Below are 21,385 nucleotides of genomic sequence, written 5' to 3'. Positions count from 1 at the left end.
AAATGGGGCTTATATGCGTGCTTACAGAACCAACGCCGCTTTGATGATGGCCGCTTCGCTTGCGGCTTGCGGTGGCTCCGGCGGGGGCATAAATTCAACGCCTCCGGCCGCCCAAGGGCCGGTCGCAACACCAACTCCTACGCCGACACCTACACCTACACCTACACCCGCTCCGGCAACGCCAAGCCCTTCTATAGTCCTTGACGCGAATATTGCAGGCTAGAAGATTTTTCTTTTCGCTCGGCCCTATAGCCTCAGTGCTGAGTCAAATCTTCACGCACGAGCGTGAAACATGGCTGAGCCGGTGCCGCGAACCCAGACTGGTCCTAGTAAAGCGTAGGTCGCCACTTCTGAACGCGATATGCTCGTGCTATCCGGTAGGGCGTCGACGGCAGCTTCGGCGCAGAAAGCGGACCGGCGGCTCACGCCCAAACCCGGTCATTGGCGCAATAGTCTGCGTGCCGGCTATTCGAAAGATCGCAGGGTGGAATAGGGGTGCAGTCGTAGGCTTCAACCCGGACCAATATCCACCGTTTCCGTTGGCAGCCTCACGGACACATCTGCCGGATTGCTGAAGCTCATAGAGACGTCGCCGTTTGTCCAGATCCAGATGCCGATAATGACGCATGCTGCGAAACCCTCAAGCGGCTGAACACCGCAGATTGCCTAGGTTTTCGCACTTCGATTTGGGATCCGCCCGGCGATCGAGCATCGCACCGATAATCTATATTATGTAAAATAGTGGCGGTGATGCCGGACGGGGATGCAGCCGGTCGCTACTCCGTTGCCCTGGGCGCCTCGGGCTCCAGCACCAGCACATTGCCCTCGACCCGCCAGCTGTGCAGCCGCGACAGGAAGTTCATGCCGAGCACATCGAGATTGCCGAAATTCTGCGAAACCACGACGCCCAGATCGTGCATCTTCAGCGGCCCGAGCGTCACTTCCGCGATCCGTGCCCGGCGCGCCGCCACGCTGCCATTGGCGGTCTCGATGATCGCCGGCAGGCCTTCGGACGTCTGGATGTCGGCTTCCTTGGCGGTTTGCTCGGAAATTGCGGTGATCGTCGCGCCGCTGTCGATCAGCATGCGGCGCTCGGCGCCGTTGAGCGTCACGCGCGCCCAGAAATGGCCGTCCGGGCTCATCCGGATCCGCACCGTGTCGCCTTCGACCCGCTGGTCCTCGAGGCCGAGCTTGGCACTCAGCGACGACCAGGCCGCCGCAAGTTCGTAGCGATGCCCGACGGCGAACAGCACCAGCAGCACGATCGCCGCCCAGCCGAGCAGCGTCCGCAGGAACAGCCCGAAGCCGATCCGCCGCACCGACAGCGCGCTGACCACCAGCACCAGCGCGCCGACCAGCCAGACCATGTTGACGCCGTCGCTTCCGTTCACGCGTGCAGCTCCAGCCCGTCATAGCCCGGCTCGACACCGGCGGGCAGTTCGGCGGCGATCGTCGCATAGTCCATGCTGTGGTCCATGTGGACCAGCGCTGAACGCGTTGGACGCAGTTCCTCGATCCAGCCCAGCACTTCGCTCAAGTGCGGGTGCGTCGGATGCGGCGCGCGGCGCAGCGCGTCGACGACCCAGACGTCCAGGCCGGTGTAGAGCTGCCGCATCTCCGCGGTCATTGCATGGAAATCCGTGGCATGGGCGATGACCTTGCCACCGCTTTCGAAGCGCAGGCCGGCCGAGGTGATCCCGCCATGCGGCTGATCGACGACGCGGACCGCGATGTCGCCGATCGTGAAACTGTCCGGCATCGTCTCCAATGCGACCACCGGCGGATAGAATTTTCCCCTTCCTTCAAAGATATAGGGGAAGCGGATGAAAAATTGTTCGAAGGTGAACGGCCGGGCCAGCCCGCGTACTGGCGCGCCGCTGCGGGCGTGCATCACCTGGCGTAGATCATCCATGCCGTGGCAGTGATCGGCATGGTCATGGGTCCACAGCACCGCATCGACGTCCGAGACCTGCGCCGCGATCAGCTGCTCGCGCATGTCCGGGCTGGTGTCGACCAGCAACGTCGTGGTGGCGCTGCGCACCAGTACCGAGGAGCGCGTGCGCCGGTTGCGCGGCTCGTTCGGATCGCAGGCACCCCAATCGGGGCCGATGCGAGGCACGCCCGAGGAGGTACCCGATCCGAGGATGCGGATGCTCAGCGCCAAGGGCAAGTCCCCTGCCCGGTCACGCCAGCGTCTTGGTGAAGAGCGTGTGGAAATTGGCGCGGGTCGCCTCGGCCAGCATCTCGGGATCCTCGCCGCGGAGCTGCGCCAGGAATCGGCAGGTGTCCGCCACGAACGCGGGTTCGCCGGTCTTGCCGCGATGCGGCACCGGCGCGAGGAACGGCGCGTCGGTTTCGATCAGCAGCCGCTCCAGCGGCAGCGCGGCGGCGGTTTCCTGCAAATCCTTGGCATTCTTGAACGTCACGATACCAGAAATCGATACGTAGAAGCCGAGTTCCAACGCGATCTCGCCAAAGGCGCGGCTGGCGGTGAAACAATGGATCACGCCGGGGAAGGCCCCCTTCCCCATTTCCTCGCGCAGGATCTCGGCGGTGTCCTCTTCGGCGTCGCGGGTGTGGACGATGATCGGCAGCTGGGTTTCGCGGGCAGCCGCCAGATGTGCGCGGAAGCTCGCCCGCTGGCGATCGCGGTCGCTATGATCGTAATAATAGTCGAGCCCGCTTTCGCCAATGCCGACCACGCGCGGATGCTGCGCGCGCTCGACCAGCTTGGCGGTGTCGACATGCGAGTGCGTATCCGCCTCGTGCGGGTGGATGCCGACGCTGGCCCACACGTCCGCCTCGCGCTCGGCGACCGCGATGACCTGGTCCCACTCATTCTCGCGCGTCGAGATGTTGAGCATCGCCACCACGCCGGCGTCGCGGGCACGCGCCAGCACCTCGGGCTGCTGTTCGCCGAGACCCTTGTAGATCAGGTGGCAATGACTGTCAGCGAGCTTCATGCGTCCTCTGAGGTTTTCAGTTCAAGTCGCGGGAAGATAGGGCTCGGCGGTGCGATCTTGAAGTCCGCATCGCCGTCCGGGCCGAGCTGGGCGAGCAGCTTGGCCGCCGAGGTCGGCACTACCGGCGCGATCGTCACACCCAAGCGACGGATCGCCTTGAGCAGCGTGCCGAGCACGGCGTGCATCCGCTCAGGGTCCGTCTTGCGGAGCGTCCAGGGCGCCTGCGCGTCGATATATTGGTTGCAGGCGAACACGCCGGTCATCCAGGCCTCGACGCCCTGGCTCAGCGCCAGATCCTGGAACGCGCGGGTGAAGGCGGCGCAGGCGGTGTCGACTTCGGTCAGCAGCACGGCATCGGCATCGTGCGCCCGGCCGATCTGCACCACGCCTTCGCAGTTCTTCGCGATGAAGCTCAGCGTGCGCTGGGCCAGATTGCCGAAGCTGTTCGAGAGATCGGCATTGGCGCGGGTGACGATTGCCTCGTCGCTGAACGTCCCGTCCTGCCCGAAGCTGACGTCACGCATCAGGAAGTAGCGCAGCGCATCCACGCCGTAGGTCTCCGCCAATTCCATCGGATCGACGACGTTGCCGACCGATTTCGACATCTTCTCGCCGCGGTTAAGCAGGAAGCCGTGGCCGAAGACCTGTTTCGGCAGCGCGATGTCCGCCGACATCAGGAACGCCGGCCAGTACACCGTGTGAAAGCGGACGATGTCCTTGCCGATCAGGTGGAGATCGGCCGGCCAGTAGCGTGCCAGCCGCTCGGCATCGTCGGGGAAGCCCGCGCCGGTGAGGTAGTTGGTCAGCGCATCGACCCAGACGTACATCACATGCCCCGGTGAACCCGGCACCGGCACACCCCAGTCGAAGCTGGTGCGGCTCACCGAGAGATCGACCAGCCCGCCCTCAACGAAGCGCAACACCTCGTTGCGGCGCGATTCCGGGCGGATGAAATCGGGGTTGGCGGCGTAGAAATCGAGCAGCGGCTGCTGGTACTTCGAAAGGCGGAAGAACCAGGTCTCCTCCTTGGTCCATTCCACCGGCGTGCCCTGAGGCGAGAGCTTCTGGCCCCCTTCCCCGTCGACCAGTTCCTTCTCCTCGTAGAAAGCCTCGTCGCGGACCGAATACCAGCCCTCGTAGCGATCGAGATACAGGTCGCCCTTGGCCGCCATCTTCTCCCAGATCGCCTGACTGGCGCGGTAGTGATCGGCCTCGGAAGTGCGGATGAAACGGTCGCACGAAATATCGAGTTTCTCCGCCATAACGCGGAAATAGCTCGACATTTCATCGGCAAGCTCGCGCGCGGTCATGTCGCGGGCGCGGGCGGTCTGCACCATCTTGAGGCCATGCTCGTCGGTACCGGTCTGGAAGAACACGTCGCGACCCTGCTGGCGCTTGAAGCGCGCTATCGCGTCGGCGGCGATCATCTCATAGGCGTGGCCGATATGCGGCTTGCCGTTGGGATAGTGGATCGCGGTGGTGATGTAGAAGGGGTCAGCCATGGCCGCCGCTTTAGGATGCGGCGCAGCAACGGGCAACCTGTACCCTCAGCGCCGGGCTAGCCGGGCGAGAATGCCGCTCATCTCGAACACCGTAGCGGTGGCATCGAGCGACAGGCCCAGCGCCGCACCGGCAAGCTCGCGCGCGGCGACGTACGCGTCCAGCGCGGTGCGCAGCGCCTCCCCCTCCAGCCGCTTGGCCCGTGCGGCGATGAAGCTGGGGGAGCGCTCCAGGAATGCCTCGTAGCGCGGCTGCGCGGCTTTGGCGCCGAGCTGGCGGCCGAGCCGGGTGCGCACGGCATTGTCGGGGTCGCCGCGCTCGGCGAGCTGTGCCATGTCCGCCTCCAGCGCCGACAAATCGAGCCCGGCGAAGCGCAGCGCACGCCCCGGCGAACCCTCGGCGGCCTCGACCAGTGCGGCGATTTCCATCTCGGTCGCTTCGGGGACCTGGCGGCGCAGCACCGTCGTCGTCTCGGCATCGCTCAGCGGCTCGAAGCGCAGCAGCCGGCAGCGCGAGCGGATCGTCGGCAGCAGGCGTCCCGGCGCATGGCTCACCAGCAGGAAGATCGTCCCCGCCGGCGGCTCCTCGAGGTTCTTGAGCAGCGCATTGGCACCGCCGCGCTCGAGATCGTCGATCGCGTCGATGATCACCACCCGCCGCGGGCTCAGCGACGGCTTGGTCGCGAACAGCGGCTGGAGGCTGCGCACCTGCGCGATGGTGATCGAGCGGGCGAGCGCCTCGTCTGGCTTGTCCGCGTCCTTGGGCAGCCGAGCGAGGATCTTGAGGTCCGGATGGCTGCCCGCGGCGATCAGGCTGGTGGTGCGGGTGCTTTCCGGCACGTCCCAGCCCGGCATCAGCCGGTCGGGCTCGGCGGCCTCGGCCAGCATGCGCGCGGCGGCGATGCGGGCAAAGCCCCCCTTCCCCACGCCCTCGGGCCCGGCGATCAGCCAGGCATGGTGCAACGCGCCGCTCGCCATGGCGGCGGCGAGCGCGTCGCGGGCTTGGCTGTTGCCGATCAGGGCGTCGGCCAAGGCGATCAGGCCAGGTGGAGCAGCGACATCAGCCCCGCCCAGGCGCGGCCGAAAAAGCCTGCCTGGCCGACATCCTCGGCGGCGACCAGCGGCAGCATCTGCTGAGGCATGCCTTCGCCCTCGATGATCAGGTCGGCGATATGGTCGCCCTTCTTGAAGCCGGCCTTGACCGGGCCCTGATAGACGATCTTGCCGGCGAGCTTGGGGCTCAAACCCGAAGGAAGCGTAATGTTGAGATCGCGCGGCGCCACGACGGCCACCTTGTTGGCGGTGCCGCCCTGCACGTCGACCGTGCCGACGGTGCGGTCCTTCTTCACCACCGGCTTGGTGCTCCAGGCGGCGAAGCCCCAACGCATGAAGCGCACGGATTCGTCGGCGCGGGCGCTGTAGCTGTTGACGCCGGCGAGCACCATCACGAGGCGGCGGCCGTTCTGCTCGGCCGAGCCGGTGAAGCCATAGCCGGCTTCCTCGGTGTGGCCGGTCTTGAGCCCGTCGGCACCCGGGACCTTGCCGAGCAGCGGATCGCGGTTACCCTGCTCGATCGCAGCACCGGCGCCCAGGGTCTTGCCCCAGGTGAAGCTCGGCAGCGAGTAGAAGGACTTGTAGAGATCGGGGAAGTCGCGGATCGTAGCAGCCGCGAGATGCGCCAGGTCACGCGCGGTCACATAGGTACGCCCCTCGTCCGGCCAGCCGTTCGAGGTGCCGAAATGGCTGTTGGTGAGGCCGATCTTCTTCGCCCGATCGTTCATCAGGTTGACGAAGCCTTCCTCGGTGCCGGCGATGCCCTCCGCCAACACGACGCAGGCGTCATTGCCCGAGAGCGTGACGATGCCCTTCAGCAGGTCCGCCACGGTCGGCTGCTCGCCCACGCCGAGGAACATGGTCGAGCCCTGCGAGTGCCACTTCTTCCAGGTCTCGGGCCGCACCTCGATCTTCTGGTCGAGCTTGAGCTCGCCCTTCTTGATCAGGTCGAACGCGACATAGACCGTCATCATCTTCGCCATCGAAGCCGGCGGCATGCGGCGATCGGCGTCCTTGGCGAACAGCACCGCGCCCGAGGACATGTCCTCCATATAGGCGATCGGCGCGGGCGTCGGGAAATCCGGGCCGGCCGCCTGCAGCGGAGCGGCGATGGCGAGCGCCAGGAACGAGGCGGCGGCGAGCTTCTTCATGATGATCGGTCCAGAACGCGTAAAGGTTACCCCTATCGGACCGTGGTGCGGCGCGCATCTCCGAACCCGGCCCGAACGGCCTCTGCCCGCGCCCGCTCCGCCGCCGCCTCCGTCGCGAAGGGGCCGAGCTGGACACGATAGAGCCCGCCCCCTGCCTTTACGAAGCCCCGTAGCTTTTGGGCAAGCGCCTGCGCGCGTTCGGGCGAAGAAAGTGCGGCCACCTGCACCAGATAGCGGCCCTGCACGGGCTTCGGCGCAGCGGGCTTGGCGACGGACCGGGGTGTCGCCGGTGCCGCGACGCCCGCGACGGGGTGCGGGATGACGTCGACGATCGGGTCCAGCTGCGCGGGCGGTGGCGGCGGAAGGGGCTCGCTCGCATCGGTCTGCGGCGGGAGTTGCAGCCGCAGGGCGCGCAGCAGTGCGGGCGGCGAATCGATGCGGGGCTGCGCGGCACCGGCGCTACGCAGGGCGGCCTGGTCCTCGGCAGAGGGGCGCACCGCGCGGATGCGCACCGCCACCGGCCCACTGGCCGGAACGCCGAGCTGGCGGGCGGCGCCTTCGGAGAGCGCGGCGATCGCTCCGGGAACCTCGGAAGTCTCGGTGATGCGGACGAGGATCGTGCGACCGCTGTCGAGCGCCGTCACCTCGGCATAGCTTTCGGCCGGCAGGTTCGGGCTCACCGCCAGGGCGGCGGCGCCGAACGGCTGGACCGCGGCATACCCCACCGCATCATAGCGTCCGTCGCCCGGCTGGAGCTGCGACGTGCCGTGTGGCCCGCGCGCAGATTCGGTCGGGTTGGCGCCCTGGGCATGCGCGTTCGCAGCGGCAAGCAGCGCGAGGGCAAGCGTGATCGGTCTAGCGTTCCACTGCATCGGCAAGCAGGCCTACCGACAAAGCGTAAAAATTCGAGCAATTATAGTCGAGGATCACCCGGTAATTGCCGGTGAGCAGATAGGCGGTGGCGCCCTGCCCGTCGGGCTCGAGCAGCGTCGCCAGCACGTCGTCTCCCGGCCAGGCACGCCCCTGCGGCACCACGCCCAGCGCGCGCCATTCGGCCATCGTCTTCCACTGGCTCTGGCGGCCATGGACGCGCGGGCAGCGCGGGCTGGTGGTCCGGTTGGTGATCAGGCGGCTATCGAGCGAGGCCGGCACCGAGACGGCAAAGCCCCAGGGCACCCCCGCCCGCCACCCGGCATTGACGAAATAATTGCCGATCGAGGCAAGCGTATCCGCGTCGCTGTTCCAGATGTCCGCCACCCCGTCGCCGTCGCCGTCGCGGGCGAGGCGCAGATAGACGCTGGGGAGGAACTGCGGACCGCCGAACGCCCCTGCCCAGCTGCCGACCAGCTTCTCGCGCGGCACACCGCGATCGATCATCTTGAGCGTGGCGATGAACTCGTCGGCGAACAGCGCGCGGCGGCGGCCTTCATAGGCGAGGCTGGCCAGCGCGCGCGGCAGGTCGAACCCGCCCATCACGCGACCATAATTGGTCTCGTGCCCCCAGATCGCGACCATGATCGATTCGGGCACCCCGGTCTCGCGCTCGATCGCCGAGAGCCGGCTGCGGGCGCGCAGATAGGCGGCGCGGCCGCGGGTGATGCGATCGGCATCGACATGGCGGGCGCGGTAGGGTGCGAAGGCGGGCACCGGCGCGTTCGGGCTGCTCTCCGGCTGCTGGCGGTCCAGTTCGACGACGCGGGCATTGTAGGTGAGCGTCGGGATCACCGCATCGATCGCGCGGCGGCTCACCCCGGCGGCGGCGGCCTGGGCGGCGAGGGTCTGGAGATAGCTTTGGAAGCCCGCCTCGTCCTGCGCCAGCGCAGGGGTTGTCGGCACGGCAAGGGCAATGGCGAGGCCGGCAATCCCGGCGAGGTACGAGCGAATACGCGACATGGCCCGGCTGTTGCACAGCCGCGCGCCCACAGAAAGCCCGTGCGCCCGTCCGATACGACGAAAACCGCATCCGGTGGCGACCAAAGGAAAAACACCGGCCGCGCAGGGCGCGACCGGTGTCCTTCGATCCAGCGCACCCTGGAGGGGTGCGGCAGGCGTGGTTCAGGCGAACGCGACGCGCGTGGTGTTGCGACGACGCAGTGCGCCGCCGACGAACGCGAAGCCGCCGATCATCATCGCCCAGCTGGCGGGCTCGGGAACCGGGGCGAAGGTCGCCTGGGCGCCGTACGAGCCGTTGCCGCGCGACAGGCCCTTGATCACGATGGTGTTTTCCTTGCCGGCGATGATCGGCACGTCGTTGGCGAACACCGCCTCGTTCAGGCCGCCATAGGTGCCGGTCAGCGCGATACCGTTGAAGGTGACCGAGAACAGGTCGAGGTCGTTCGCAGCCTTGAGCTTCACCGCGCTGGTGTTGATCGAGGCGCTGCCCGTCAGATAGGCCGGCAGGGTGAAGGTGTAGATGTGCTCGAAGTTGCCGGCCTTGATGCCCGACTTGCCGAAGTCGGCCGAGTAGGTGCCGTCGGCGCTCGGGGCGATGTTCATGTTCGCGCCCGTGTAGTTGGTGGTGGTGATCACCGGGGCAGCCTGCGCGGCGCCCGAGAAGGAGACGACGGCGGCGATGGCGCCGAGTGCCGGAAGAAGCTTGTTGATCATGAACCCTCTGTTTTCGCTGGAGTCGAAACGATTGCTGTAAGCCCCTTCCGAACTAGCCATCGCGGCGGCGGCTTCAACAAAGCGTTGGTCCCGAACGGGGACCGCGTCCCGGTCCGGAACAGCGAAGTGGCGCGCGTTTACGATCTTTCGCGCTTGGACGCCCGCGACTCGGATGTGACAGCGCTGTGAAGGCCGTGTTGCGCAGGGGTGGATTGATCCCGAGACGAACTAGGACTAGGCGCTGCCGTCACGCGGAGAGGTGGCCGAGTGGTTTAAGGCAGCGGTCTTGAAAACCGCCGTGGGTGCAAGCTCACCGTGGGTTCGAATCCCACCCTCTCCGCCACCAATCATTATCCTGACGTGTCGCCGTGCGCGGGTTGCGTCAGGCGGGTTCGACCACCGGCAGCCGCGCCAGTGCGGCCCGATCGAGCGGCGTCAGCAACGTGCTGCCCTTCACGCGCACCTCGGCCCAGGATAGCCGCCGCAGGGTCTCGCCGACGCCGCCCACACCACCCTCCCGAATGACGAGGTGCGATATTCCGCCCCCCGCGCACGCCAGCATGGCGTCCACCGCATAAGCGAGAACCTGGCCATCGCGGCCCTTCACCGGCATCCCATCGAGGCCCGAGGCTGCGAACAGATCTTCGCCCGGGCTCTCCCGGCTGCGTTCCTGCTCGACATCGGCTGCGTCGCTGAAACGGGCGCGGCGGCCCAGCCAGCGCCAGATGCCGAACAGGTCCACCAGTCCTAGGAAGATGTTGCTCCACAGCAATTGCGTCTGGTGCGTGGCGATGCCGACGACGATCCAGGCGCCTGCGCCAATGGTAAACACGACGAAGCCCCAACCGGTGACCCGTGCGCCGAGATTGGATGCGGTCATCAAGGCCGCGATGCACGTGGCGGCAAGGGCCAGCCAGCCAGCGATGTCTGCCATCGATCGTCCTTCGCACCAGGTTCCAGCCGCCGGCAGCGGGCGTGTCCCGGCCGGCGCGTCGCTCTCAACGAGGCGGTGCGGCGAAGGCTCCGCAGCGCCAGCACGGGACTGCTTTACATTAGCAACACAGCTGCTAGCTTCGCGTACATTATCTCGACGGGGGGAGTATCGAATGCTGCAGATCGACAATCTCACGCATGTCTACGGCAACGGCACCAGGGCGCTGGACGGCGTGACGCTGGCGATCCCGCCCGGCATGTTCGGGCTGCTCGGCCCCAACGGCGCCGGCAAGTCGACGCTGATGCGCACCATCGCGACGCTGCAGACCCCGACCTCCGGCACCATCCGCTTCGGCGACCTCAACGTGATCGCCACGCCCGAGCTGCTCCGCCGGACGCTCGGCTACCTCCCCCAGGATTTCGGCGTCTATCCGCGCGTTTCGGCCTATGACATGCTCGACCATATGGCGGTGCTGAAGGGCATCGCAGGGCGCGGCGAGCGCAAGGAGACGGTCGAGGCGCTGCTCCACCAGGTCAATCTCTGGGCGGTGCGCAAGAAGGCGCTGGCCGGCTTCTCGGGCGGCATGCGCCAGCGCTTCGGCATCGCCCAGGCGCTGATCGGGAACCCCCAGCTGATCATCGTCGACGAGCCGACCGCCGGGCTCGACCCCGAGGAGCGCAACCGCTTCCTCAACCTGCTCGCCGAGATCGGCGACAATGTCGTGGTGATCCTCTCCACCCATATCGTCGAGGACGTGGCGGACCTGTGCCCGCGCATGGCGGTGCTGGCCGGCGGCCGGGTGCTGCTCGAAGGCGCGCCGCTCGCGCTGATCGAGGAGACGCGCGGCCGGGTGTGGCAGAAGACGATCGCGCGCGACGAGCTGGAGGCGCATCGCGAGCGCTACCGGGTGATCTCCACCCGGCTGTTCGCCGGCCGCACCATCATCCATGTCGTCGCCGACGGCGCGCCGGGCGACGGCTTCACGCCGGTCCAGGGCGGCCTCGAAGACGTGTATTTCTCGACGCTCGACGCCTCGCGTCGCGCAGCCTGAGGGAGGTGGCCATGTTCGCCGGCATCCTCGGCTTCGAGTGGCGCTACCAGCGCCGCAACCCGGTCTTCTGGGTCGCGATCGTCATCTTCTTCCTGCTCGCCTTCGGCGCGACCACGGTGGACCAGATCCAGATCGGCTCGGGCGGCAACGTCCACAAGAACGCGCCCTTCGCGATCGCGCAGATGATGCAGATCCTGACGCTGTTCTACATGTTCGTGGCGACCGCCTTTGTCGCCAATGTGGTGGTGCGCGACGACGAGACCGGCTTCGGCCCGATCGTCCGCGCCACCCGCGTCACCAAAAGCGCCTATCTGTTCGGCCGCTTCGCCGGCGCGTTCCTGGCCGCAGCGCTCGGCTTTCTCGCGGTGCCGGTGGCGGTGTGGATCGGCAGCCACATGCCCTGGGTGGACCCGGAGACGCTCGGGCCCAACCGGCTGGGCTATTATCTCTCCGCCTATGTGGTGCTGGCGCTGCCCAACATCCTGCTGACCTCGGCAATGTTCTTCGCGCTGGCGACGATCACCCGCTCGATGATGGCCACCTATGTCGGCGTCGTCGCCTTCCTGATCCTGTTCTTCGTCGCGACCCTCGTGCTTGATCGTAACCCGGCCTATGAACTGGCCGGCGCCTATGGCGAACCGTTCGGTCTCGGCGCGACCAGCTACCTGACCAAATACTGGACCGCGGCCGATCGCAACACGCTCACAATCCCGCTGACAGGTCTGGTCCTGTGGAACCGGCTGATCGTGCTCGGCGTCGCGGCTGCCGCGCTGGCGCTTGCCTATGCCCGGTTCGGCTTCTCGACCCGTCCGTCGAAGCAGGCGCGAAAGGCCGCCAAGGCCGCGGCCGCCGTGCCCGAGACGGCAGAAGTTCCCCGCTCCGCCGGTCCCCTGCCGATGCCGCGCTACGATCGCGCCACCGCCTGGACCCAGCTTGTCGTGCGCACGCGCCTGGAAATGGCGCAGGTGTTCAAGAGCCCGGCCTATTTCGTGCTGCTCGCGCTCGGTCTGTTCAACGCGATGGCGTCGCTCACCGATCTCGGCGAGGTGGTCGGCACGCCGGTGATGCCGGCGACGCGAGTGGTGATCGATCTGCTCAAGGGCGCCTTCGGGCTCATCCCGCTGATCATCGCCATCTATTATGCCGGCGAACTCGTCTGGCGCGAGCGTGACCGCAAGATGCACGAGATCGTCGACGCGAGCGCGATCCCCGACTGGGCCTTCGTGCTGCCAAAGGCGCTCGCCGTGACGCTGGTGCTGTTCTCGACGCTGGTCGTCAGCGTGATCGGCGGCATGATCATGCAGCTGGTGCATGGCTACAGCCATTTCGAGCTGGGCAAATATCTGCTCTGGTACGTGCTGCCCGAGACGGTCGACTACGCCCTGCTCGCGGTGCTGGCGGTGTTCCTCCAGGCGCTGAGCCCGCACAAGTTCGTCGGCTGGGGGCTGATGGTGGTCTACATCATCGGCCGGGTGACCCTGGGCAATCTCGGCTTCGGCGACGTGCTGTACAATTATGCCCAGGGCCCGCGCGTGCCGCTGTCCGACATGAACGGCCAGGGGACGTTCTGGATCGGCGCCTGGTGGCTGCGGCTCTACTGGTCGGCCTTCGCGGTGCTGCTGCTGGTGCTCGCCCATGGCCTGTGGCGACGGGGGACCGAGACGCGGCTGCTCCCGCGCCTCCGCCGCCTGCCGCGCAAACTGGCGAGTGGCGCCGGCCTGGTCGGCGGTGCGGCACTGGCGGTGTTCGTGGCGACGGGGGTTTGGGTGTACATCAACACCCATGTCTGGAACGTCTACCGGACGCCGATCAGCGACGAGCGCGAACTCGCCGACTATGAGAAGACGCTGCTGCCGTTCGAGCGCGTGCCGCAACCCTCGGTAGAGTCGGTCCGCGTCGCGGTGGACATCCGCCCGCAACAGCCGGGCCTGAGCGCCACAGGCCGGATGACGCTGGTCAACCGCACCGGCAAGCCGCTCGATGCCATCCATGTCCGCATGGGCGACCGGATTACCAGGCTGGTCTCGGTGACGATCCCCGGCGCCACCGTCGCCAAGGACTTCCCGCGCTTCCAGTACCGCATCTACCGCCTCGCCACCCCGCTCGCCCCGGGCGCGACGACGACGCTCGACTTCCGCAGCGAGCGGCGCCAGCGCGGCTTTGCCAATGGCGGCAACGACACCCGCGTCGTCACCAACGGCACCTTCGTCAACAACGGCGAATTCGTGCCGGTGCTGGGCATCGAGCGGTCCGGCATGCTGCAGGATCGCGCCAAGCGCCGCAAATACGGCCTGCCCTCCGAACTCCGCCCGCCCAAGCTGGAGGATCTGGCCGGCACCCGCTTCAGCGCCTTCCATACCGACTGGATCAAGACCGACATCACCGTCTCGACCGATGCCGACCAGACGCCGATCGCGCCCGGCGACAAGGTCGCCGACAGCACCCAGGGCGGCCGCCGCACCGCGCGGTTCGTCACCTCGGTGCCGATCCTCAACTTCTATTCGGTGCAATCGGCCCGCTACCGGGAGAAGCATCTCCAGCACAACGGCATCGACCTGGCGGTCTATTACGACGCCCAGCACGGCGCCAATGTCGACCGGATGCTCGCGGCCTTCCGCCACGGGCTCGACTATTACCAGCCGGCGTTCGGGCCCTATCAGTTCCGCCAGGCGCGGATCATCGAGTTCCCCGATTACGCCCAGTTCGCCCAGGCGTTCGCCGGCACCATGCCCTATTCGGAAGGCATCGGCTTCATCGCCGACCTCTCGGACCCCGAGAAGATCGATTACGTCACCTATGTCGCGGCGCACGAGCTGGGGCACCAATGGTGGGCGCATCAGGTCGTCACGTCCGACAACCAGGGCGCGACGATGGGGGTCGAGACCCTCGCGCAATATTCGTCGCTGATGGTGATGGAGCATCTCTATGGCCGCGACCAGATCCGCCGCTTCCTCAAGTATGAGCTCGACCGGTACCTGCGCAGCCGCGGCGGCGAGGTGATCGAGGAACTGCCGCTCGCCCGGGTCGAGAACCAACCCTATATCCACTACCGTAAGGGCAGCCTCGCCATGTACCGGCTCAAGGACGAGCTGGGCGAGGCGCGGGTGAACGCGGCGCTCAAGCGCTACGACGCCAAGTGGCGCTTCCAGGGCCCGCCCTACCCGCGCAGCCTCGACCTGATCGCCGAGTTCCGCGTCGGCGCCACCCCGGCCGAGAATGCGCTGATCACCGATCTGTTCGAGCGCATCACCCTCTACGACATCAAGACCCGCTCGGCGGTGGTGAAGAAGCTGCCCGACGGCCGCTGGCGCACCACGCTGACGATCGAGGCGCACAAGCTCTATGCCGATGGCAAGGGCAAGGAGACCGAGGCGCCGATGGCGGAGCGGGCCGAGTTCGGCGCGTTCCTGGCGATGCCCGGCCGCGGCAGCTTCGCCGCCAAGGACGTGCTGGTGCTCCAGCGCCTGCCGATCCGCACCGGCGTGCAGACCATCACGCTGGATACCAAGGCGAAGCCGGCGTTTGCAGGCGCGGACCCGTACAACGTCCGCATCGATCGCAACTCCGACGACAATGTGATCGCGACCAGCGGGGGCTGAGCAACCCCGCCGGTACCACGGTAGGGGGATCGGGTGCTGTTCGAGGCGCTTGATCCCCCCTGCCCTTGCCCCTAGACGCTGCCGGGAACCAACCTGTCTCAGGAAAGCGAGCTTATGGCGAAGATCAAGGTAGCAACGCCCGTCGTGGAGATCGACGGCGACGAAATGACGCGGATCATCTGGGAATGGATCCGCGAGCGCCTGATCCTTCCGTACCTCGACATCGATCTGAAGTACTATGATCTCTCGGTGCAGAAGCGCGACGAGACCAACGACCAGATCACCATCGATTCGGCCAATGCGATCAAGCAGTACGGCGTCGGCGTGAAGTGCGCCACGATCACCCCGGACGAGCAGCGCGTCGAGGAATTCAGCCTCAAGAAGATGTGGAAGTCGCCGAACGGCACGATCCGCAACATCCTGGGCGGCGTGATCTTCCGCGAGCCGATCGTGATCTCGAACGTGCCGCGCCTGATTCCGGGCTGGACAAAGCCGATCGTCGTCGGCCGTCACGCCTTCGGCGACCAGTACAAGGCGACCGACTTCAAGGTGCCCGGCAAGGGCAAGCTGACCATAAAGTGGGAAGGCGAGAATGGCGAGACGATCGAGCACGAGGTGTTCGACTTCCCGCAGGCCGGCGTCGCCATGGGCATGTACAATCTCGACGAGTCGATCCGCGATTTCGCGCGAGCCTCGATGAACTATGCGCTCGGCCGCAACTGGCCGCTGTACCTGTCGACCAAGAACACCATCCTCAAGGCCTATGACGGCCGCTTCAAGGACATCTTCGCCGAGGTGTTCGAGACCGAGTTCAAGGACCAGTTCCAGAGCGCCGGCATCGTCTACGAGCACCGCCTTATCGACGACATGGTCGCCTCGGCGCTCAAGTGGCACGGCGAATTCGTCTGGGCCTGCAAGAACTATGACGGCGACGTCCAGTCGGACCAGGTCGCGCAGGGCTTCGGCTCGCTGGGCCTGATGACCTCGGTGCTGATGACCCCGGACGGCAAGACGATCGAGGCGGAAGCGGCGCACGGCACCGTCACCCGCCACTATCGCCAGCACCAGCAGGGCAAGGCGACCTCGACCAACCCGATCGCGTCGATCTTCGCCTGGACCGGCGGCCTCAAGTATCGCGGCAAGTTCGACGGCACCCCCGAGGTGACCCGCTTCGCCGAGACGCTGGAGCGCGTCTGCATCGAGACCGTCGAGAGCGGCAAGATGACGAAGGATCTCGCGCTGCTGATCGGCCCGGATCAGGCGTGGATGACCACCGAGCAGTTCTTCGAGGCGATCCGCGTCAACCTCGAAACCGCGATGGGCAGCTGGCAGTAAGCCGCTTCCCTCTACGTAAAGCTACGGAAAAGCCCGCCTCTGGCGGGCTTTTCTACTTGCAATGCCGGGCCTCGCATCGTCTCTAGGGAGCATGACCGAGCGAGCAAAACCCGCCACCGGCCATCGGCCTTTCTGTTCCTCCCTTCCCCGTCCCGAACCTCGCCTACGGGACATCGCATGCTGAGCCTGTCCAATCACGGTTTCAGCGATACGCTGGTGATCCTTGGCGCCGCGGGTCTCGTCATTCCCGCCTTTGCGCGCTTCCGTATCAGCCCCGTCATCGGGTTCATCCTCGCCGGCCTGCTGGTCGGCCCGTTCGGGCTCGGCAGCCTGGTCGGTCAGGCGCCTTGGCTCTATTACCTGACCATCTCGGACGCGCATTCGATCGAGCCGTTCGCCGAGTTCGGCATCATCCTGCTGCTGTTCTCGATCGGGCTGGAGCTTTCTTTCAAGCGGCTCTGGGCGATGCGATCGCTGGTGTTCGGCACCGGCGCGGCCGAGCTGTTCGGATCGGGATTGATCCTCGCCGCCCTGCTATACCTCACCGGACTGAGCACCGGCGGGGCGATCGGGTTGGGTCTCGCGCTCGCGCTTTCCTCCACCGCCCTCGTGATCCCGATTGCAGGCACCACCAGCCCGGTCGGCCGCGCCGCCTTTGCGATGCTGCTGTTCGAGGATCTGGCGCTGGTGCCGATCATCTTCGGCCTCGGCGCGATGGCGCCCAATCCGGATGGCGCCGGCGTTACCAAATTGCTGACGACGCTCGGCATCGGCGCGGCGACCGTCGCGGCGCTGTTCGTCGGCGGGCGCATCGTGCTGCCGCGGATGTTCGCCCAGGCGGCGCGGACCAAGAGCCCCGAGCTCTTCCTCGCCGCCAGCCTGCTCGTGGTGATCGTCGCGAGCCTCGCTACCACTGCCGCGGGCCTCTCGCCGATCGTCGGCGCGCTGATCGCGGGCCTGCTGATCGCCGAGACCGAATATCACGGCGAAGTCGAAGCGATCACCGCGCCGTTCAAGGGCCTCGCGCTCGGCGTGTTCCTGCTCACCGTCGGCATGCAGCTCGACCTCGGCTTCGTAGCCGCCAACTGGGCGGCGCTGCTCGGTGCCAGCCTGCTGGTGATGGTGGTGAAGGTTGCGGTGACGACGCTGCTGCTGCGCTGGTCGGGCGCCCGCATGGGCACTGCGGCAGAAACCGGCGTGCTGATGGCGAGCCCGTCCGAGACGACGCTGATTGTGCTCGGCGTCGCCGGCGCCGCCGGACTGATCGCGCCGGGCACTGCGGCCTTCTGGAGCGCTGTCACCGCGATCGGGCTCACCGCCACGCCGCTGCTCGCCAAGGCCGGCCGTGGCGTCGCGCGCAAGATCGAGGGCAAGAACGGCGCGCAGATCGCCGAGGAAGACCTCGCCCCGGTCGAGGGCGGCACCGTCGTGATCGGCTTCGGCCGCGTCGGCCGCACCGTCGCCGAGATGCTGCGCCGGCACGACAAGCCTTATGTCGCCGTCGATGCCGATATCGACAGCGTCGTGCGCGGCCGACGCGCCGGCTTCCACGTGCTGTTCGGTGACGTCACCCGCAACGAGCTGGTCGATCAGCTCCAGCTCGGGCGCGCCAAGGCGCTGGTGCTGACGATGGACGACCCCGTGCTCACCGTGCGGCTGACCAAGCGGGTGCGCGGCTGGGTGCCGCACTTGCCGATCATCGCCCGCGCCCGCGATGCGGCCCATGCGGCCGAGCTCTATCGCGCAGGGGCAACCGATGCGGTGCCGGAGGCGATGGAAAGCTCGCTACAACTTTCGGAGGCGCTGCTGGTCGATCTCGGCCTCGGCGTGGGACCGGTGATTGCATCGATCCACGAAAAGCGCGACGAGATGCGCCGCTCGATCAAGGAAGCCGCCGGGCTGCAGCGCGAACCGCGCCTCACCCGGTCGCGCCTTGGTGCGAACACCGAACCAACCGAGGCCTGAACCCTGATGCTGCTTTCCCTCGCCCTCGCCATGCTCGCCCCCGTGCAGGGCGAAGCCGTTTCCGATCCGCTCGTCCCGGCCAAGGCCGGGCGCATCCGCTGCATCGATCCCGATCGCAGCGCGCGCACCTGCGGCACGATCGTCCGCTACACGCTGCGCGGCGACGGCGCGTTCGACGCGCTCGTGACCGGCGTGGTCAACCGCGATCCGGTGATCGTGCTCGAATATTCCACTTTCGGCCAGGTGCGCGACGGCATGGTGTGCAGCCGCATCCGCCCCGCGGATTTCAATGCCGGCAAGCTGACCAGCAACGGCACGGCGCTCAGCCCCGCGCTGGAGGCGAATACGCGTGCCAAGCTTCTCGAGGCGTTGCAGCCGCTCGCCGGCCATGAGCGTTGCTATCGTGATGCCGGCGCAGGCGAGCTGACCGTGAACGTCACCATCGACGGCCTGCTGCGCCCGGAGATGAGCCAGACGGCGATCTGGGTGCTGCCCGAGGACGGCTACGCCCCCGGGCGCTGACCCTGAGGATCAGGCGGTGACCTGGGCTTCCGCCAGCGCCGCCTTCACCGCCGCGAGCGCGTCGGCGCCCTTGGCCCCGTCCGGACCGCCGCCCTGCGCCATGTCCGGACGGCCGCCGCCGCCCTGACCGCCGAGCACCGCGACCGCGACCTTCACCAGGTCCACCGCGCTGACGCCGATCCCGTCGCTGACGCCGACCGCGACCGACGCACGGCCCTCGTTCACCGCGACCAGCGCGACCACGCCGCTGCCGATCCGTGCCTTGGCTTCGTCCACCGCTCCGCGCAGCGCCTTGGCCTCGAGCCCGTCGAGCACCTGGCCGACGAAGTTGATGCCGTTCACCTGCTCCGGACCCGCCGGTGCCGCCCCGGCACCGCCGCCGAGCGCCAGCGCCTTCTTGGCCTCGGCCAACTCGCGCTCGAGCTTGCGGCGCTCCTCGACCAGCGCCGCGACACGCGCGGGCACGTCGTCGGGCGCGGTCTTCAGCGCAGCGGCGGCTTCGCGCAGGCGCTCGTCGCGGGCGTTGAGCCAGAGCCGAGCGCCCTCGCCGGTCAGCGCCTCGATACGGCGCACGCCCGAAGAGACGGCGCTTTCGGAGACAATCTTGAAAATCGCGATGTCGCCCGTCGCGTTGACATGGGTGCCGCCGCACAGCTCGACCGAGTAGGACGCATCCTCGCCCAGCCCCATAGACAGCACGCGGACCTCGTCGCCGTACTTCTCGCCGAACAGCGCCATCGCGCCGGCGGCGATCGCATCGTCCGGGGTCATCAGGCGAGTCTCGACCGTGCCGTTGTGGCGGATCTGCGCGTTCACATCGGCCTCGACCAGTGCGATCTGCTCGGGCGTCAGCGCCGAGGGGTGCGAGAAGTCGAAGCGCAGCCGCTCGGGCGCCACCAGGCTGCCCTTCTGGCTGACATGGGTGCCGAGCCGCTTGCGCAGCGCCGCGTGCAGCAGGTGGGTCGCCGAGTGGTTGGCGCGGACCTGGTCGCGATGCTCGACATCGACCGAGAGATGCACGGCATCGCCGACCGCGACTTCGCCGCTCTCGATCTTGGCATGGTGGGCATGCAGCCGGCCGAGCGGCTTGGATGTGTCGTCCACCAAAGCGCGCAGCTTATCGCTGGAGATCACGCCCACGTCGCCCATCTGGCCGCCGCTCTCGCCGTAAAAGGGCGTCTGGTTGGTCAGGATCGTCACCGTGTCACCGGCGACCGCCTTCTCCACCCGCGCGCCATCCTTGACCAGCGCCACCACCTGGCCTTCGCCCTCGGTGCTGACATAGCCGGTGAATTCGGTACCGCCGAGTTCGTCGGCGAGGTCGTACCACAGCTCTTCCGACGCCTTCTCGCCCGAGCCCTTCCAGGCGGCGCGGGCGGCGCGCTTCTGCTCGGCCATCGCCGCGTCGAAGCCGGCGCGATCGACGCCGATCTCGTTGGCGCGCAGAGCGTCCTCGGTCAGGTCATAGGGGAAGCCGAAGGTGTCGTAGAGCTTGAACGCGGTCGCACCCGGCAGCGTGTCGCCGGCCTTGAGGCCGACCGTCGCCTCATCGAGCAGGCGCAGGCCGTTGGCGAGCGTCTGGCGGAAGCGGGTTTCCTCCTGGAGCAAGGTCGCCTCGATCAGCGGCTGCGCGCGGACCAGCTCGGGATAGGCGGCGCCCATCTCGGCGACCAGCGACGGCACCAGCCGGTACATCAGCGGATCCTTCGCACCGAGCAGGTGCGCGTGGCGCATCGCGCGGCGCATGATGCGGCGGAGCACATAGCCACGGCCCTCGTTCGCCGGCAGCACGCCGTCCGCGACGAGGAAGCCCGAGGAGCGCAGGTGATCGGCGATCACGCGGTGGCTGGCGACCTGGTCGCCGCTAGCGGGCGCGCCGGTCAGGGCGGCCGACTGGTCGATCAGCGCCTTGAAGGTGTCGATGTCGTAATTGTTGTGGACGCCCTGCAGCACGGCGGCGATGCGCTCCAGCCCCATGCCGGTATCGATGCTCGGCCGCGGCAGGTCGCCGATGATCTCGTCATTTTCCTGCACAAACTGCATGAAGACGAGGTTCCAGATCTCGACGAAGCGATCGCCATCCTCCTCGGGCGAACCCGGAGGGCCGCCATAGATATGATCGCCGTGGTCGTAGAAGATCTCCGAGCAGGGGCCGCAGGGACCGTCCGAGCCCATCGCCCAGAAATTGTCCTTGGTCGGGATGCGAATGATCCTGTGATCGGGGAGGCCCGCGATCTTCTTCCACAGGTCGAAGGCCTGATCGTCGGTGTGGTACACCGTGACGGTCAGCTTCTCGGCGGGGATGCCCCATTCCTTGGTCAGGAGCGTCCAGGCATGGGTGATCGCCTGTTCCTTGAAATAGTCGCCGAACGAGAAATTGCCGAGCATCTCGAAGAAGGTGTGATGCCGGGCAGTATAGCCGACATTGTCGAGATCGTTATGCTTGCCGCCCGCGCGCACGCACTTCTGGCTGCTGGTCGCGGTGCTGTAGGGACGCGATTCCAGGCCGGTGAACACGTTCTTGAACGGCACCATGCCCGCATTCACGAACATCAGCGTGGGATCGTTGTGCGGCACCAGCGGCGCGCTGGGGACGCGGGCGTGGCCCTGGCCCTCGAAATAGTCGAGAAACGAGCGGCGGATATCATTGGTCGACGTCATGAGGCCGACTTAGGGGCGGAGCGGCTTTCGCTCAAGCGAAACACG

At 67.2% G+C, this 21,385-nt stretch carries 16 protein-coding genes and 1 tRNA gene; 6 read left to right on the top strand and 11 right to left on the bottom strand.

Annotation, left to right across the window (positions count from 1 at the left end; translation table 11 throughout):
• Window positions 1–776 precede the first annotated feature (776 nt).
• The 9 genes from ABIC65_RS02845 to ABIC65_RS02805 all read right to left on the bottom strand — a co-directional run bounded on the left by ABIC65_RS02845 (window position 777) and on the right by ABIC65_RS02805 (window position 9,273).
• A complete protein-coding gene (locus ABIC65_RS02845) occupies window positions 777–1,391 on the bottom strand; it encodes a retropepsin-like aspartic protease family protein (protein ID WP_354306656.1) in 615 nt (204 codons plus the stop codon).
• Window positions 1,388–2,158 carry an MBL fold metallo-hydrolase gene (locus tag ABIC65_RS02840; protein WP_354307765.1) on the bottom strand — a complete coding sequence of 257 codons (771 nt, stop codon included), beginning with the start codon at window positions 2,156–2,158 and terminating at the stop codon, window positions 1,388–1,390. The genes ABIC65_RS02845 and ABIC65_RS02840 overlap by 4 nt, the downstream gene beginning before the upstream one ends.
• Before the next feature lie 25 nt (window positions 2,159–2,183).
• A complete protein-coding gene (locus ABIC65_RS02835) occupies window positions 2,184–2,963 on the bottom strand; it encodes a TatD family hydrolase (protein WP_354306655.1) in 780 nt (259 codons plus the stop codon).
• The gene (gene metG / locus ABIC65_RS02830) at window positions 2,960–4,465 is read right to left on the bottom strand and encodes a methionine--tRNA ligase (RefSeq protein ID WP_354306653.1); all 1,506 of its coding nucleotides are present in this window, start codon (window positions 4,463–4,465) and stop codon (window positions 2,960–2,962) included. The genes ABIC65_RS02835 and metG overlap by 4 nt, the downstream gene beginning before the upstream one ends.
• Before the next feature lie 45 nt (window positions 4,466–4,510).
• Entirely contained in the window at window positions 4,511–5,494 is a 984-nt protein-coding gene (locus ABIC65_RS02825; protein ID WP_354306652.1) for a DNA polymerase III subunit delta', read from the bottom strand.
• A gap of 5 nt (window positions 5,495–5,499) precedes the next feature.
• Window positions 5,500–6,666, bottom strand: coding sequence for a D-alanyl-D-alanine carboxypeptidase family protein (locus ABIC65_RS02820; protein WP_354306651.1), 1,167 nt, complete (start codon window positions 6,664–6,666; stop codon window positions 5,500–5,502).
• 32 nt (window positions 6,667–6,698) lie between these two features.
• Window positions 6,699–7,538 (bottom strand): SPOR domain-containing protein, encoded by an 840-nt coding sequence (locus ABIC65_RS02815; protein WP_354306650.1) that lies wholly within the window; start codon window positions 7,536–7,538, stop codon window positions 6,699–6,701.
• Entirely contained in the window at window positions 7,522–8,559 is a 1,038-nt protein-coding gene (locus ABIC65_RS02810; protein WP_354306649.1) for a lytic murein transglycosylase, read from the bottom strand. Before ABIC65_RS02810 ends, ABIC65_RS02815 begins: the two co-directional genes overlap by 17 nt.
• A gap of 162 nt (window positions 8,560–8,721) precedes the next feature.
• Complete coding sequence (locus tag ABIC65_RS02805; protein WP_354306648.1) at window positions 8,722–9,273, bottom strand: FxDxF family PEP-CTERM protein; 552 nt, start codon at window positions 9,271–9,273, stop codon at window positions 8,722–8,724.
• A 253-nt stretch (window positions 9,274–9,526) separates the two neighbouring features.
• On the opposite strand from ABIC65_RS02805, the gene ABIC65_RS02800 reads away from it, so the two are divergent.
• Window positions 9,527–9,616 (top strand) — tRNA-Ser (locus ABIC65_RS02800).
• A 39-nt stretch (window positions 9,617–9,655) separates the two neighbouring features.
• Here ABIC65_RS02800 and ABIC65_RS02795 read toward each other — a convergent pair.
• Window positions 9,656–10,207, bottom strand: coding sequence for a PRC-barrel domain containing protein (locus ABIC65_RS02795; RefSeq protein WP_354306647.1), 552 nt, complete (start codon window positions 10,205–10,207; stop codon window positions 9,656–9,658).
• Window positions 10,208–10,379: 172 nt separating this feature from the next.
• Here ABIC65_RS02795 and ABIC65_RS02790 point away from each other — a divergent pair, with 172 nt between their 5' ends.
• The 5 genes from ABIC65_RS02790 (at window position 10,380) to ABIC65_RS02770 (ending at window position 18,679) form a co-directional block, all read left to right on the top strand.
• Window positions 10,380–11,258, top strand: a complete 879-nt coding sequence (locus ABIC65_RS02790; protein WP_354306646.1) for an ABC transporter ATP-binding protein — start codon at window positions 10,380–10,382, stop codon at window positions 11,256–11,258.
• 11 nt (window positions 11,259–11,269) lie between these two features.
• Entirely contained in the window at window positions 11,270–14,857 is a 3,588-nt protein-coding gene (locus tag ABIC65_RS02785; RefSeq protein WP_354306645.1) for an ABC transporter permease/M1 family aminopeptidase, read from the top strand.
• Between the two features lie 114 nt (window positions 14,858–14,971).
• Window positions 14,972–16,192 carry an NADP-dependent isocitrate dehydrogenase gene (locus ABIC65_RS02780; protein WP_354306644.1) on the top strand — a complete coding sequence of 407 codons (1,221 nt, stop codon included), beginning with the start codon at window positions 14,972–14,974 and terminating at the stop codon, window positions 16,190–16,192.
• Between the two features lie 177 nt (window positions 16,193–16,369).
• Window positions 16,370–18,157 carry a cation:proton antiporter domain-containing protein gene (locus ABIC65_RS02775; protein ID WP_354306643.1) on the top strand — a complete coding sequence of 596 codons (1,788 nt, stop codon included), beginning with the start codon at window positions 16,370–16,372 and terminating at the stop codon, window positions 18,155–18,157.
• A gap of 6 nt (window positions 18,158–18,163) precedes the next feature.
• Window positions 18,164–18,679 (top strand): hypothetical protein, encoded by a 516-nt coding sequence (locus tag ABIC65_RS02770; protein WP_354306642.1) that lies wholly within the window; start codon window positions 18,164–18,166, stop codon window positions 18,677–18,679.
• A gap of 9 nt (window positions 18,680–18,688) precedes the next feature.
• Here the strand turns inward: ABIC65_RS02770 and alaS are convergent, their stop codons facing one another.
• Window positions 18,689–21,340 (bottom strand): alanine--tRNA ligase, encoded by a 2,652-nt coding sequence (alaS, locus tag ABIC65_RS02765; protein ID WP_354306641.1) that lies wholly within the window; start codon window positions 21,338–21,340, stop codon window positions 18,689–18,691.
• Between the last annotated feature and the right edge of the window lie 45 nt (window positions 21,341–21,385).

The sequence above is a fragment of the Sphingomonas trueperi genome, assembly GCF_040545665.1.
Classification (GTDB): domain Bacteria; phylum Pseudomonadota; class Alphaproteobacteria; order Sphingomonadales; family Sphingomonadaceae; genus Sphingomonas; species Sphingomonas trueperi_B.
The sequence above is the reverse complement of the archived record's forward strand: the minus strand, read 5'-3'. Positions and strand labels throughout refer to the sequence as shown.

Coding starts and splice junctions, on each gene's coding strand:
- ABIC65_RS02785 (WP_354306645.1), top strand. CDS start 11,270: ATGTTCGCCGGCATCCTCGGCTTCGAGTGGCGCTACCAGCGCCGCAAC.
- ABIC65_RS02790 (WP_354306646.1), top strand. CDS start 10,380: ATGCTGCAGATCGACAATCTCACGCATGTCTACGGCAACGGCACCAGG.
- ABIC65_RS02805 (WP_354306648.1), bottom strand. CDS start 9,273: ATGATCAACAAGCTTCTTCCGGCACTCGGCGCCATCGCCGCCGTCGTC.
- ABIC65_RS02820 (WP_354306651.1), bottom strand. CDS start 6,666: ATGAAGAAGCTCGCCGCCGCCTCGTTCCTGGCGCTCGCCATCGCCGCT.
- ABIC65_RS02770 (WP_354306642.1), top strand. CDS start 18,164: ATGCTGCTTTCCCTCGCCCTCGCCATGCTCGCCCCCGTGCAGGGCGAA.
- ABIC65_RS02810 (WP_354306649.1), bottom strand. CDS start 8,559: ATGTCGCGTATTCGCTCGTACCTCGCCGGGATTGCCGGCCTCGCCATT.
- ABIC65_RS02780 (WP_354306644.1), top strand. CDS start 14,972: ATGGCGAAGATCAAGGTAGCAACGCCCGTCGTGGAGATCGACGGCGAC.
- ABIC65_RS02775 (WP_354306643.1), top strand. CDS start 16,370: ATGCTGAGCCTGTCCAATCACGGTTTCAGCGATACGCTGGTGATCCTT.
- ABIC65_RS02815 (WP_354306650.1), bottom strand. CDS start 7,538: ATGCAGTGGAACGCTAGACCGATCACGCTTGCCCTCGCGCTGCTTGCC.
- metG (WP_354306653.1), bottom strand. CDS start 4,465: ATGGCTGACCCCTTCTACATCACCACCGCGATCCACTATCCCAACGGC.
- ABIC65_RS02835 (WP_354306655.1), bottom strand. CDS start 2,963: ATGAAGCTCGCTGACAGTCATTGCCACCTGATCTACAAGGGTCTCGGC.
- alaS (WP_354306641.1), bottom strand. CDS start 21,340: ATGACGTCGACCAATGATATCCGCCGCTCGTTTCTCGACTATTTCGAG.
- ABIC65_RS02795 (WP_354306647.1), bottom strand. CDS start 10,207: ATGGCAGACATCGCTGGCTGGCTGGCCCTTGCCGCCACGTGCATCGCG.